The sequence below is a fragment of the Pseudomonas sp. 3JA genome, assembly GCF_036961705.1.
GTDB classification, from domain to species: domain Bacteria; phylum Pseudomonadota; class Gammaproteobacteria; order Pseudomonadales; family Pseudomonadaceae; genus Aquipseudomonas; species Aquipseudomonas fluorescens_Q.
Genome location: NZ_JBAMDJ010000010.1, coordinates 54,049 through 68,654 on the forward strand (window position 1 = coordinate 54,049; position 14,606 = coordinate 68,654).

Below are 14,606 nucleotides of genomic sequence, written 5' to 3' on the forward strand. Positions count from 1 at the left end.
ATGCTGAAAAAAATCGCCCTTGCCGCCGGCACCGTATTGTTTGCCGCCAACCTGATGGCTGCGACTCCCGCCAAGGCACCCCATGTATTGCTGGAAACCACCAACGGCCAGATCGAAATCGAACTGGACCCGGTCAAGGCCCCCATCAGCACCAAGAACTTCCTTGAGTACGTGGACAGTGGCTTCTACACCAATACGATTTTCCACCGAGTGATCCCGGGTTTCATGGCCCAGGGCGGCGGCTTCACTGCACAGATGCAGCAAAAAGACACCAAGGCCCCAATCAAGAACGAAGCCAGCAATGGCCTGCACAACGTTCGTGGCACCTTGTCGATGGCCCGCACATCCAACCCGGACTCGGCCACCAGCCAGTTCTTCATCAACGTGGCCGACAACGCCTTCCTCGATCCGGGCCGTGACGCCGGTTACGCAGTGTTCGCCAAGGTGGTCAAGGGCATGGACGTGGTGGACATCATCGTCAACTCCCAGACCACGACCAAACAAGGCATGCAAAACGTGCCGATCGACCCTGTGCTCATCAAGTCGGCCAAGCGCATCGACTGAAGCGGCACACGGCAAGCCTGGGCGGCGCGGGTCATCCCGCACCGCCCATTAGCAAAAAGGAGAGCCCCTGCCAGGGCATTTACAGATGGTTTTTCGCCGTTTCGAAACACTGATCGATATCTTCCGCGACGCCCCGAGCTCGGCCCCGCCGAACCGCGTCCTGCCCTTCTACACCTATTACCTGAAACAGGTCTGGCCCAGCTTCGTCGTGCTGCTGGTGGTGGGCCTGATCGGCGCGCTGATCGAAGTGGCACTGTTCAGCTACCTGAGCCGCATCATCGACCTGACCCAGGGCACGCCGAATGTGGACTTCTTCAAGGTCCATGGCCTGGAACTGGCCTGGATGGCGGTGGTGGCGCTGGTCTTTCGGCCGATCTTCGTGGCCCTGCATGACCTGCTGGTGCACCAGACCCTGAGCCCCGGCATGACCAGCCTGATCCGCTGGCAGAACCACAGCTACGTGCTCAAGCAGAGCCTGAATTTCTTCCAGAACGATTTCGCCGGGCGCATCGCCCAGCGCATCATGCAGACCGGCAACTCCCTGCGCGACTCGGCGGTACAAGCCGTGGACGCCCTGTGGCACGTGCTGATCTACGCCATCAGTTCCCTGGTGCTGTTCGCCGAAGCCGACTGGCGCCTGATGATTCCGCTGCTGATGTGGATCGCCGCCTACATCGGCGCACTCTGTTACTTCGTGCCAAGGGTCAAGGAGCGCTCGGTGGTGTCGTCCGATGCCCGCTCCAAGCTCATGGGCCGGATCGTCGATGGCTACACCAACATCACCACCCTCAAGCTGTTCGCCCACACCAACTTCGAGCAGCAGTACGCCCGCGAAGCCATCCAGGAGCAGACCGAAAAAGCCCAGTTGGCCGGTCGCGTGGTGACCAGCATGGACGTGGTCATCACCGGCATGAACGGGCTGCTGATCGTCGGCACCACCGGGCTGGCGCTGTGGCTCTGGACTCAATCGCTGATCAGCGTCGGCGCCATTGCCCTGGCGACCGGGCTGGTGATCCGCATCGTCAACATGTCCGGTTGGATCATGTGGGTGGTCAACGGCATCTTCGAGAACATCGGCATGGTCCAGGACGGCCTGCAGACCATCGCCCAGCCAGTCAGCGTCACCGACCGCGACCAGGCCAAGCCCCTGGCGGTCGCTCGCGGCGAGGTGCGTTTCGAGCACGTGGATTTCCACTATGGCAAGAAAAGCGGCGTGATCGGCGACCTCAACCTGATCATCAAGCCCGGGGAAAAAATCGGCCTGATCGGCCCGTCCGGCGCGGGTAAATCCACCTTGGTCAACCTGCTGCTGCGTCTTTATGACGTGCAAGGCGGGCGCATCCTCATCGACGGCCAGGACATCGCCGAGGTCGGCCAGGAAAGCTTGCGCGAGCGCATCGGCATGATCACCCAGGACACCTCGCTGCTGCATCGATCGATTCGCGAGAATCTGCTCTACGGCAAGCCAGACGCCACCGATGCGCAACTCTGGGAAGCCGTGCGCAAGGCCCGGGCCGATGAGTTCATTCCATTGTTGTCGGATGCCGAAGGTCGTACCGGTTTCGACGCCCATGTGGGTGAGCGCGGCGTGAAGCTGTCCGGCGGCCAGCGCCAGCGCATCGCCATTGCCCGGGTGCTGCTCAAGGACGCGCCGATCCTGATCATGGACGAAGCGACGTCAGCACTGGACTCGGAAGTCGAAGCGGCGATCCAGGAAAGCCTCGAGACCCTGATGCAAGGCAAGACCGTGATCGCCATAGCCCACCGCCTCTCGACCATCGCCCGGATGGACCGATTGGTGGTGCTGGAAAATGGCCGCATCGCCGAAACCGGCAGCCATGCCGAACTGCTGGCCCAGGGTGGGTTGTATGCGCGGTTGTGGCAGCACCAGACGGGTGGGTTCGTGGGGATCGACTGAATCAACCAGACACCACCGAACCCTGTGGCGAGGGAGCTTGCTCCCGCTGGGGTGCGAAGCAGCCCCAATAAGGCTGAGCGTCCAACCTATTTATTGCGTTGAGGCTCAGATTGGAGGGGCGCTTCGCACCCCAGCGGGAGCAAGCTCCCTCGCCACAGGGTCTTTGCTTAAACAGTAGGGCCAGTGCAGCCCCAAGGCCTTTCTGAAAAAATCTGTCCAGAATCCATTTAGCCCATATAGCAACGACATACTCCCCGCCGACCACGGCCAAAACCGCCCCAGTCCATGACTCTGGCGGTTTTTTTGTGCCGCTGGATTTGTCGATAAACCCTGCTGTACTCAGCCCAGGTTCTGGAGATGAGCCTGTCGTAATGCTGCAGGATGCATAACCGATTATCACGACTGTTTTTTCAAGGATGCTTATGTCTTTACTCAAACGTTCAACGACTGAGTTGTTGGGTACGTTCTGGCTGGTGTTGGGCGGCTGCGGCAGCGCGGTATTGGCCGCCTCCGGGATTGGCGTGCTGGGGGTTGCCCTGGCATTCGGCCTGACGGTGTTGACCATGGCGTTCGCCATCGGTCATATCTCCGGCTGCCACCTGAACCCGGCCGTGTCGGTGGGTTTGTACGTGGGCGGGCGGTTTCCGGCCAGGGAATTGCCGGCCTACATCATCGCCCAGGTCATCGGTGGTGTGCTGGCCGCGGCGCTGATCTACTTCATCGCCAGCGGCAAGGAAGGCTTTGACCTGACCGCGTCCGGCCTGGCGTCGAACGGTTACGGCGAGCATTCACCCGGTGGGTATTCGTTGGCGGCCGGTTTTGTGACCGAGCTGGTCATGACGGCAATGTTCATCCTGATCATCCTCGGCGCCACCGATAAACGTGCCCCGGCCGGGCTGGCACCGATTGCCATCGGCCTGGCCCTGACGCTCATTCACCTGATCTCGATCCCGGTCACCAACACTTCAGTCAACCCGGCCCGCAGTACCGGTCCGGCGCTGATCGTCGGCGGCTGGGCCATCGAGCAACTGTGGCTGTTCTGGGTAGCACCGCTGCTGGGTGCTGTCATTGGTGGTGTCTCTTACCGCTGGCTGGGCAACGAAGACAGCTGAGTCACACCCGCGAAAAATCAGCACTGCCGATAAGGCAGTGCTGTTTTCGCCTCTTCGGCATAGGCCAGCACCCCCTCTTGCTCGCGCACGAGGAAATCCGCCACGGCCGCTTTCAACCCCGGATGCCGCAGGTAATGCCACGAACGGGTAATCACCGGTTCGAACCCCCGAATCAATTTGTGCTCCCCCTGGGCCCCGGCATCGAAACGCTGCAAGCCATGGGCAATCGCGTAGTCCATGCCCTGGTAGAAACAGGTCTCGAAATGCAGGCGATCAAATTCCGCCAGGCAGCCCCAGTAACGCCCGTAGAAACTGTCGCCGCCCACCAGGCTGAACGCCATCGCCACCGGCCGTGAACCTTGCTTGGCCAGCACCACGCGAATGGCCTCGGGCATGCGCTCGGCCAGCAGGCTGAAGAACGCCCGGGTCAGGTACGGCGCCTGCCGCCGCACCGCGTAGGTGTTGGCGTAACAGGCGTAGACAAAGTCCCACTGTGCCTCGTCCAACTGATGACCTTCGAGCCATTCGAACGCGATGCCCTGCCCCGCCACTTGTTCGCGTTCCTTGCGCATCTGCTTGCGCTTGCGGGAACTGAGGGCATCGAGAAAGTCCTGGAAGTCGCGATAACCGCGATTTTGCCAGTGATACTGGCAGCCGATCCGCTGCAGCCAGCCGTCTTGCCCGGCAAGTGCAGCGTCGGTGAAGGCATCGGTGAAATTGATGTGGGCGCTGGAGAGCCCTTCGATCTCAAGATAACCCGGCAGGCTGCCCAACAGCTCCAGGCCATCCTCCCCACGGGCCGCCAGCAGTCGCGGGCCACTGACCGGACTGAACGGCACCGCCGTCAGCAACTTCGGGTAATACTCGATCCCGGCCCGGGCGCAGGCATCGGCCCAGGCGTGGTCGAATACGTATTCACCGTAGGAATGCCACTTGCGGTAACTGGGCAAGGCCGCCAGCAGACGACCGCCTTCGATGTGCAGCAAATGCTCCGGCTGCCAGCCAGATTGCGGGCCGAGGCTGGCACTGTCTTCCAGGGTGCTGAGGAAGGCGTGGCGCAGGAATGGTTGGTTGGCGGGGACCAGCGCGTCCCATTCTTGCGGTGCAATGGCGGACAGGCTGTCCAAGACGTGAAGCGGCATGCGGTTCCTCGATATCCAAGCGCGGACAGAGCGAGTATCGCCCATCTGGACTGAGTAGGACGAGGAGCAAAGCAGTTTTCATGGCTTTTAAATAATCGATCCAAGATGGGATAGCAACGTCAGGTTTCGTTGCTACCCCACTTAAAATAGATCAGTAGTTAACTGTTACCATCACCCAAATAGCTCTTTTCAATATCGCGAATTTGGCCAGCTAGCATCTGCATCTGCTGTTTATCTTTTACTTTTTGCTCCTTAAAAGCACGACGCTTCGCTCTCCGTTCAGCTGCCCGCCTTGCGTTATATTCTTTTGCTTCATTTTTAATTTTCTTGGCGCTGTACCGAGTGATTCCCAATTTCCCCTCATTCTTTTCAGCTTCAAGGAAATCATCAGCAGCTGATTTCGCTAAAGCATCTAGACGCTTATATTCCTTTCTCACAGCTTTTATCTCTTTAGTAGGCGCTCTTCTGGCTATAAGTTTGTCTAGATTTTTTCCGACTGCCTGAACATCCTCGTAATATAGAACCCCAACTTTTTTGAAATTTTTAACGTGTTCAGGCCCGATAGTCTTTAACGAGGCCGCTCTATTTTTGTGCGGATTGATGACAAAATTCGGACGAAGATTTTGCGCAATAGAAGATGCGGTAGTTGTTCCAGTTTTTCGAAGCAACCACCCCCAAGGACTACGCCCCGTCGGATCCACATTATTAATAGGATCCCCCACACAATACATATACGCATTCAATCCCCCCTCACCGAAGGGACTCAAGCTGTCCGGACTGTGAAACCTCATCAACAGCGGATTGAAGACTCGATAACCATTGCCCAGCAGGTACCAGCCGGTTTGTGTCTCCCGTCGCTCGCCGTTATAACCCAGCGGGCTGCTCACCGATGCGTCATGCACGCGATGACCGTACGCTGAATACGCGACTGCCTGGATAGCATCCTGACTGACCTCAACCAGCACGCTGTTCTTGTCATCCCCCGCCAGCAACCGGGGCGTTCGCTCGCCGGTCTGCTGTTCGGCGAGCACGATGCCCTCAGCCCTCAGGAAGGTACGGCTGACGCCCTCCTGGATCTCGTTCGCCAGTTCATCGTGGCGGTAGAACCGGTGCTCTTTACCGCTCGAAGTACTGCGCCCAGCCAACGTGTCCAACGCGTCATAGTGGAAGCTGAAAGCCGGTTCGCCGGACGAAGCATCGGCCTCAGGCGAGGACTCATTGGATGAAAGTTGCTCCTTTTTATCTGGACCAGCCATGTTGCTCTCCATCTTCACCGTTGATTGCCATGGGCCGCTCAGGGCCCTTCATTTCGACAAGCAAAGCGAGTACTGCCCAATTCCAGACGCTACCCGTCGTTCTGCGACTGGACAAAGTAAGCACTCTTTTCAAATGCCATGAAACTGTCAGGGTTGACAGGTGGTTGCCCATACAGCATTTCAGGCAAATGCGGAGCGAAAAAAAACCCCGCCAGAGGCGGGGTTCAAAGGAGCGCTTTAACGGATGAAGTCAGAGCGGTATATCAAGCCAGTGCGGTTTAGAACACGTACTGAGCACGCATCACAAAACCGTCGCCATCGTCGTCGCCGTTGGCATTGGTCACTTTGTCGGTTTTGGCCTTGATGTAGGCGGCGGAGATTTTCACCGCTTCGTTGGCGTACCAGTTCACGCCCAGGTTGTGCACCTTGGCTTCGGCATCGCCCACGTCGCGGGTCGCCGAGGCAGTGGTGATGTTGTCGTCTTCGACGGTCAGGCTGTCGAAGCGATAGAACACTTCCCAGGCGCCGATGGATTTGTTCTGAGGTTTGATCGCGTCAAACTTGCCAACTTTATAACCACGGGACTCGCCGGTGAGGGTGTACGCGCCCTGTACGTAGAAGCCATGGCCTTTGATGTCTTCGAAACCATCGGCATCAGCCTTGGTCTTGCGAGTGATGTATTCGCCCTGGATCGACGCCGGGCCCATGGCGAAAGCGGCTTCCAGGCCGAAGGCGGTGTCGCGGTCGTACGAACCGGCTGGCGAGTTGTTCGCGCCGCCCAGTACCGGACGGTTGCCGTTAGGGCCGGCGTCGTTGCCACCCAGGGTTTCAACGCCACGCATGCCCAGGCGGGAGCGATAACGCGCATCGAAGACGGTGTCGGAGACGTCGCGCGAAGCCACGTTCACACCGAAGTGCAGCACGTTGCCAGCATCGTGCATTGGCGCGAATACGAAGCGACCGTTGACTTGCTTGACGCTGTCGCCGTCGGTGTCGTCGGTGTCTTTGCTGAATACACCGGCCGAGGCATAGAACGAATCGGCGAAGGTGCTGGAGGCTTGCAGGCCCAGGCCGTTCTGATGGCTGTTCGTCCAGTCGATCAGGTCGTAAGCGGCGTTACGCTCAGGTGCAGTGACCCACTTGGAGCTGGTGGCTTTTTCCAGGCCGAAGTCGGGGTCGAAGCGACCCACCTTGATCGAAACCGGCTTGAAGCCGTTGTAGGCCAGGGACGCTTCGTCGAAGTAGCCGTTATCGGAGTCGCCACTGTTGTGGGACATGTCGTAGTTGATGGTGTAGGCCCAATCCGTGTACAGCACGCCGGACAGTTCCAGGAACGCGCGGCGGATGTAAGCGGCATCGGCCGAGTTGCCGTTGTCGGTGTAGATACCATCGAACTGGCTGTAGTCAGCCTGCAGACGACCACCGAGCTTGAAGCTGAACTCTTTGTCAGTGGTAGCGACCTCAAGGCCGCCCTTGGTTTTGACCACGATATCGGCGCCGTCGGTGGTGACGGTGCCGGCGAAAGCCTGGGCGGTTACTGCCATTGCCAGTGCGCTGGCGGCAACACCTGCGAAGTGCTTGCGGATCATCGAAGAATTCCCCTGTTGGTAGTCTATGCGTTAGAAAACACGCGGAACTGGGCCCGCTGGTGTTGGGAGGGGATCTTGGCGACGGGTTGTGTCAGGCGAGTTGCTATCACATAAAGATTTTATGACAGAGGAACTTTTTACTTCGAAAGGGAATAACTGAGAAGCAGCTGCAAGGGGTGAGCTGCAAGCGGCAAGTTAGAGCAGTCGCAGGTGCATACGGAACTAGGGGTGGTGACGTTTACGTTCAGCCGCGAGTTTTTCGGCGAGGTGATCCAGGTCGGGAATGGGGGCTTCAGGAAGCTTTTTGAGGGTCGCCTGCATTAGCCGCATCTGGCGGATAAAACGCCGGCAGTTGGGGCAGAACATCAGGTGATGACGCACCATCAGGCGTTCACGAAAACTTAACTGGCCGTCGAGATAATCGCTGGAGCGCGCCACTTGTTCCTTGCAGGTCAGCATTCGCCGGTTTCCTCGAAATGTTCAACGGTCGCGAAGACTTTCAGCCGGGCGCGATGCAACAGCACTCGCACATTGGAGAGCGAAATATCCAGAAGATTACAGATTTCTTCCAGCTCCAGCCCCTGGCGTTCCCGCAGGTTCAGCACGCTGCCTTGCAGTTCCGACAGGCTGAGCAACGTGTGCTCCAGGCAATCGCGTAATTCCGCCATCGTGAGCAGCGCCTCAGGCGTGTCCTGGTGCCAGGCGAACGGCGCCAACAGCCAATGACCGTCGGCGGCGAAACGATCATCGCCGAGGGTGCCATGGGGTGACGGCAGATCGTCGAGCAACACCTCCCGACGGTTCTGTTTGTAGCGCCCTTTGGCAGCGTTGGCGGTGATGGTCAGCAGCCAGGTCTTGAGGCTGGAACGTCCCTGGAAACCACTGAGATTGCGCACCACCGACAGCCACGCGTCCTGCACCACTTCATCGACATGGCGGCTGCCGACGATGGCATAGGCCACGGCGCGCATCGGGCTCTGGTAGGCGCTGACCAGTTCCTTATAGGCCTGCTGCTCACCGGCCAGGAGGCGTTGGAGCAGAAGGGTGTCATCGGTGACCGTCATTCAACGCCCCATTGCCTGGAAGGACTGATGATGTTTGTGGCGAGGGAGCTTGCTCCCGCTCGGTTGCGCAGCAGCCGCAAAATCTTAGGGCCGCTTCGCGCCCCAGCGGGAGCAAGCTCCCTCGCCACACAAAAGCTGAACCAGCCCAGATAGAAACTGAAAAGGCACAGATCAAAGCTGAGCCAGACCAGATCAATGCTTACGCAAAATCACACTGCCAATCGAATACCCAGCGCCGAACGAACTGAGCACAGCGACCGAACCGCTGGGCAAATCATCCTGGTATTTGTGGAATGCAATCACCGAGCCCGCCGAACTGGTGTTGGCGTAGCGGTCGAGGATCACTGGCGCTTCCTCTTCGGTGGCTTCGCGCCCCAGCAGTTTGCGCACGATCAGGTGGTTCATGCTCAGGTTGGCCTGGTGCAGCCAGAAGCGCTTCACCTCGCCGACGTTCAGCTGGTTTTCTTCCAGGTGGGCACCGATCAGCTCGGCCACCATCGGGCAGACGTCGCGGAACACCTTGCGGCCTTCCTGGACAAACAGCTTGTCACGGCTACCGATGCCTTCTTCGGCGGCGCGGTTGAGGAAGCCGAAGTTGTTGCGAATGTTGTTGGAGAACTTGGTCAGCAGCTTGGTGCTGACCACGTCGAACTGGTACGGCGAGGTCGCCAGGTCCGCCCGCTCGATGATCACGGCGGTAGCCGCGTCGCCGAAGATGAAGTGGCTGTCGCGATCACGGAAGTTCAGGTGGCCGGTGCACACTTCCGGGTTGACCATCAGGATTGCCCGGGCCTGGCCCAGTTGCACGCTGTTGGCTGCTGCCTGGATGCCGAAAGTGGCTGAGGAACAAGCCACGTTCATGTCGAAACCGAAACCTTCGATGCCCAGGGCTTCCTGGACTTCGATGGCGATGGCCGGGTAGGCACGCTGCAGGTTGGAACAGGCGACGATGACCCCGTCGATGTCGGCGACCGTGCGGCCGGCGCGCTCCAGGGCCTGTTTCGCAGCGCCGATGGCCATCTCGCACAGCACCGACCATTCGTCGTTGGAGCGCTCGGGCAACCGTGGGGTCATGCGTTGCGGATCAAGAATGCCCTCCTTGTCCATGACAAAGCGGCTCTTGATGCCGGAGGCCTTTTCGATGAACGCGGCGTTGGATTCGGTCAACGCCTCGACTTCACCGCGCGCGATGGCATCGGCGTTGTCGGCGTTGAATTGTGCGACATAGGTATTGAAAGATTGCACCAGCTCTTCATTGGAGATGCTGTTGGCCGGGGTGTACAGGCCGGTGCCGCTGATGACGACGTTATGCATGGTCGTGTCTCTGATCTGTTCAGGCAGAAAGCATTGGCACCGACGTACCAATACACAAAGGGACTTTTCCCATCCGGGGAAGCAGCCCTGGCATCGCTTTATTCCGATCCGCCCGGGGCATTGAAGCTCAAAACCACGGGACCGGCATTTATAGCCGCGAAGTTTGCCATAAACGCTGGCGTTTGGCCCATTCTCCCTCACTTACTACATAAAACCTGTGGGTTACGGGCCTGCCCGTGATTCTGCGATCAGCCCTCCACCAGGCTCCACTGCTTGCCCAGGCGCTTGTCGGAAATCGGCACCTTGGTCCCCAGTTGCTGGGCGAACAGCGACACCCGGTATTCCTCCAGCCACCAGCGGTACAGTTCCAGTTGCGGATCGCGCTTGCCTTCCTGGGCGTGTTTGCTGGCGCGGGCCTGGTATTGGGTCCAGAGGTTCGACAGTTCGCCGCTCCAGACCCGGTCTTTCTGCACCTGGCTACCGAGCTTCTCGAAGCGTTGCTCGATGGCCTTGAGGTAGCGCGGCAGTTCCTTGAGCCACTGATGTGGGGTTTCGCGCACGAACCCCGGGTACACCAGGTGGCTGAGTTGCTGCTTGATATCGTTCAGCGCCACGGCCTGGGCCAGGTCGATCTTGCCCTTGAAGCGTTTTTGCAGGCCATGCCAGAGCTTGAGGATGTCCAGGGTCAGTTTCGCCAGACGTTCGGCGTGCTCGGTCCAGCCGCCGCGCTTGCGCTCGGCCAGGGAGGCCAGTGCGGCACCGTCGCGGGGCAGGCTCGCTTCGCCTTCGAGCACACAACTGTCGAGGCTGGCCAGCAGGATGTCTTCCACCAGGCTGTCGATCCGCCCGAGTTCGCGGTACAGCAGGCCCAGCTCCGTCAGCCCGGGCAGCTTGCCACGCAGGAACTTGGCCGATTCGGCCAATTGCTGCATGAGCAAGCGTTGCAAGGCGCGGCGATGCTGGAACTCGGCTTCGGCCGGGGTCGGGAAGCGGCCTTCCTTGACCACGCCGCCCTCTTCCACCAGCGCCGGATAGACCGTCATCGACAGCCCGGCGATCTTCTGCTGGGTTTTCTCGGCCACCGGCGCAAAGATTTTCGCCTCCACCGGCGCCTGGCTTTTCGCCGTTTGCGGTACGGCCAAGGCGGCCTGGCTGGCCTCGGCAAAGCGCGCCGTCAGCTCGGCCAAGTCCCGGCCCTCACCAAGGAACTTGCCCTGGCCGTCGACGATTTCCAGGTTCATGCGCAGATGGCTTTCCACCTGCTGCGCGGCTTCCGCCCAGGCTTCGTCGCTGACCCTGGCGCCGGTCATGCGCAACAGCTCACGGCCCAGGGCTTGCGGCAACGAACCCTCGGCGAAGGTGATGCGTTGCAGCGCCGCCTTGACGAAGTCGGGCACCGGCACGAAGTTCTTGCGCAAGGCCTTGGGCAGGTTGCGCACCAGGGCGATGCACTTGGCTTCGATCACCCCTGGCACCAGCCACTCCAGGCGCTCCGGCGGTAGCATCGGCAGCAGTGGCGCCGGCACTCGCAACGTCACGCCGTCGCGTGGGTGGTTGGGCTCGAAGTGATAGCTCAGCGGCAAGGTCAGGTCGCCGACGCGCAAGGTGTCGGGATAATGCGCGGCGGTGACTTCGCTGGCTTCGCGGGCCAACACGTCTTCTTCGCGCATGATCAGCAGTTGCGGGTCTTTCTGGCTGTTGATCCGGTACCAGCTGTCGAACGTCGCGGTCTGGTGGATCTCGGCCGGCAAGCGCGCGTCATAGAAGGCAAACAGGGTTTCCTCGTCCGCCAGGATGTCGCGGCGACGGGCCTTGGCTTCCAGTTCGTCGAGCTGTTCCAGCAAGCGGGTATTGGCGCTCAGGCACTTGGCCTTGGACTGGATCTCGCCGCGCACCAGCGCCTCGCGGATGAACAGCTCCCGTGACACCACCGGGTCCACCGGCCCGTAATGCACTGGCCGTCGACCAACGACAATGAGCCCGAACAGGGTGATTTGCTCATAGGCCACCACCTGTCCGCGCTTCTTCTCCCAATGGGGTTCGAAGTGGTTTTTCTTGATCAGGTGCCCGGCCAGCGGCTCGATCCAGTCCGGTTCGATCTTGGCCACCATGCGCGCATACAGCTTGGTGGTTTCCACCAACTCGGCGGTCATCAGCCATTGCGGACGCTTCTTGCCCAGGCCCGAAGACGGGTGGACCCAGAACCGCCGCTGGCGAGCGCCGAGGTAGTCGCCCTCTTCGGTTTTCTGGCCGATCTGGCTCAACAGGCCCGAAAGCACCGCTTTGTGCAGTTTCGGGTAATCGGCCGGTTCTTTATTGAGGCTCAACTGCATGTCGCGGCAGATCAGGCTCAACTGACGATGGGAATCGCGCCACTCGCGCAGGCGCAGGTAGTTGAGGAAGTTCTTGCGGCACCAATTGCGCAGCGGGCTGGCGGTCAGGGCCTGGCGCTGCTCTTCGAAACCGCGCCACAGGTTGACCAGCCCGGCGAAGTCCGAATCCGCGTCCTTCCACTGGGCGTGGGCCTGGTCCGCCGCCTGTTGGCGCTCCGGCGGACGCTCGCGCGGGTCCTGGATCGACATGGCACTGGCGACGATCAACACTTCCTGCAAACTGCCCAGCTTCGCCGCTTCCAACAGCATGCGGCCCATGCGCGGGTCCACCGGCAGGCGCGCCAACTGGCGACCGAGCGGGGTCAATTGGCTGTTGCGATCCACCGCCGACAATTCCTGCAGCAGGTTGAAACCGTCACTGATGGCCTTGCCATCCGGCGGCTCGATGAACGGGAAATCAGTGATCTCGCCGAGGCGCAGGTGCAGCATCTGCAGGATCACCGCCGCCAGGTTGGTGCGCAGGATTTCCGGGTCAGTGAACTCCGGCCGTCCAAGAAAATCTTCTTCGCTGTACAGCCTCACGCAGATGCCCGGCTCGACCCGCCCACAGCGTCCCTTGCGCTGGTTGGCACTGGCCTGGGAAATGGCTTCGATGGGCAGGCGCTGGACCTTGGCCCGATAGCTGTAGCGGCTGATGCGCGCGGTGCCGCTGTCGATCACGTAGCGGATGCCCGCCACGGTCAGCGAGGTCTCGGCGACGTTGGTCGCCAGCACCACGCGACGGCCCGGGTGGGACTGGAAGATCCGCTGCTGTTCGGCCGGCGACAGTCGCGCATACAGCGGCAGGATCTCGGTGTGCTTGAGCTGGGCCTTGCGCAGCATCTCCGCGGCGTCGCGAATCTCCCGCTCGCCCGGCAGGAACACCAGCACGTCCCCAGGGCTGCGGCGCTCGCTGCGCTCGTAGGCGGCGATTTCATCAAGGGTGGCGAGGATCGCCTGGTCGACAGTCAAGTCATCCTCGACCCGGTTGCCTTCCTCGTCCTGCTCCAGGGTCAGCGGGCGATACCAGGTTTCCACCGGGAAGGTGCGGCCCGAGACTTCCACGATCGGCGCATCATCGAAATGCTTGGAGAAGCGCTCCAGGTCGATGGTCGCCGAGGTGATGATGACTTTCAGGTCCGGACGGCGTGGCAGCAGGGTCTTGAGGTAGCCCAGCAGGAAGTCGATGTTCAGGCTGCGTTCGTGGGCTTCGTCGACGATGATCGTGTCGTAGCGCTCGAGGTAGCGGTCGTTCTGGGTCTCGGCCAGCAGGATGCCGTCGGTCATCAGCTTGATCAGGGTGTTGGCGTCGCTCTGGTCCTCGAAGCGCACCTGATAACCCACCAGCGCGCCCAACGGCGTGGCCAGTTCTTCGGCGACACGGCTTGCGACGCTGCGGGCGGCGATCCGGCGCGGTTGGGTGTGGCCGATCAAGCCGTGCTGGCCGCGACCGATTTCCAGGCAGATCTTGGGCAACTGCGTGGTTTTCCCCGAACCGGTCTCGCCGGCAATGATCAGCACCTGGTGCTTGAGCAGCGCGTCCTTGATTTCGTCGCGCTTGGCGGCGATCGGCAGATTGTCGTCGTAGCGGATCACCGGCAGGCTTGCCTTGCGCGCCAACACCTGGTCGCACGACGCCTGCATGCGCGCCACCCACTGGGCCAGCTTGGCCTCGTCGGGTTTCTTGCGCAGCTCGAGCAACTGGCGCCGCAACCGGTGACGGTCGGCGAGCATGGCGTGGTCGAGGTTTTTCAGCAGCTTGTCGATAGCGGGGGCTTGGTCAGTCATCAGGTACGCAAGGGTCGTCGGTTTGTGCAGGGGGGCGATTGTCGCAGATTTGCGGCCATTGCGCCGAACGCGCAAAGCAGCCCACCGCCACACCCTTTGTGGGAGCGAGCTTGCTCGCGATGGCGGTGGTTCAGCCTGCATTAGATGTTGACTGAGATACCGCTATCGCGAGCAAGCTCGCTCCCACAGGGGATTTTCGTCAAGGCTGCTTTTGTGGCGAGGGAGCTTGCTCCCGCTGGGCTGCGCAGCAGCCCCTATCAAGCTCATTCAATCAACCTGACCCACCGCGTCGCCGGGCTCCAGGGCCGCTGCGCGACCCAGCGGGAGCAAGCTCCCTCGCCACGGGAATTGGGCACGGCGCGGGTTAAGGGAGTGCCTCGAATCAGTGTCAGTCTCAAGAGCAAATCGGTTGGTCGACCGGGATGCTTTTGTGGCGAGGGAGCTTGCTCCCGCTGGGCAGCGCAGCAGCCCCCTCTCAAGCTCACTC

At 60.7% G+C, this 14,606-nt stretch carries 10 protein-coding genes; 3 read left to right on the top strand and 7 right to left on the bottom strand.

Annotated features, from left to right (window positions below):
* From V7773_RS10205 to aqpZ, 3 genes are all read left to right on the top strand, one after another.
* Entirely contained in the window at nucleotides 1–564 is a 564-nt protein-coding gene (locus V7773_RS10205) for a peptidylprolyl isomerase (protein ID WP_336073275.1), read from the top strand.
* Between the two features lie 85 nt (nucleotides 565–649).
* Nucleotides 650–2,482 carry an ABC transporter ATP-binding protein gene (locus V7773_RS10210; RefSeq protein WP_336073277.1) on the top strand — a complete coding sequence of 611 codons (1,833 nt, stop codon included), beginning with the start codon at nucleotides 650–652 and terminating at the stop codon, nucleotides 2,480–2,482.
* A gap of 422 nt (nucleotides 2,483–2,904) precedes the next feature.
* Complete coding sequence (gene aqpZ / locus V7773_RS10215) at nucleotides 2,905–3,594, top strand: aquaporin Z (protein WP_092150831.1); 690 nt, start codon at nucleotides 2,905–2,907, stop codon at nucleotides 3,592–3,594.
* Nucleotides 3,595–3,611: 17 nt separating this feature from the next.
* Here the strand turns inward: aqpZ and V7773_RS10220 are convergent, their stop codons facing one another.
* The 7 genes from V7773_RS10220 to hrpA form a co-directional block, all read right to left on the bottom strand.
* Nucleotides 3,612–4,736 (bottom strand): GNAT family N-acetyltransferase, encoded by a 1,125-nt coding sequence (locus V7773_RS10220; protein ID WP_336073278.1) that lies wholly within the window; start codon nucleotides 4,734–4,736, stop codon nucleotides 3,612–3,614.
* A 158-nt stretch (nucleotides 4,737–4,894) separates the two neighbouring features.
* A complete protein-coding gene (locus tag V7773_RS10225) occupies nucleotides 4,895–5,992 on the bottom strand; it encodes an RHS repeat-associated core domain-containing protein (RefSeq protein WP_336073279.1) in 1,098 nt (365 codons plus the stop codon).
* A 278-nt stretch (nucleotides 5,993–6,270) separates the two neighbouring features.
* A complete protein-coding gene (locus V7773_RS10230; protein ID WP_063322477.1) occupies nucleotides 6,271–7,581 on the bottom strand; it encodes an OprO/OprP family phosphate-selective porin in 1,311 nt (436 codons plus the stop codon).
* Between the two features lie 222 nt (nucleotides 7,582–7,803).
* Entirely contained in the window at nucleotides 7,804–8,040 is a 237-nt protein-coding gene (locus V7773_RS10235) for an anti-sigma factor family protein (protein WP_063322478.1), read from the bottom strand.
* A complete protein-coding gene (locus V7773_RS10240; protein ID WP_072341392.1) occupies nucleotides 8,034–8,645 on the bottom strand; it encodes an RNA polymerase sigma factor in 612 nt (203 codons plus the stop codon). Before V7773_RS10240 ends, V7773_RS10235 begins: the two co-directional genes overlap by 7 nt.
* 192 nt (nucleotides 8,646–8,837) lie before the next feature.
* Entirely contained in the window at nucleotides 8,838–9,959 is a 1,122-nt protein-coding gene (locus V7773_RS10245) for a beta-ketoacyl-ACP synthase III (protein WP_063322480.1), read from the bottom strand.
* A 248-nt stretch (nucleotides 9,960–10,207) separates the two neighbouring features.
* Nucleotides 10,208–14,119: an ATP-dependent RNA helicase HrpA gene (gene hrpA, locus V7773_RS10250; protein WP_336073281.1), complete on the bottom strand. Its 3,912-nt coding sequence runs from the start codon at nucleotides 14,117–14,119 to the stop codon at nucleotides 10,208–10,210.
* Nucleotides 14,120–14,606 lie beyond the last annotated feature (487 nt).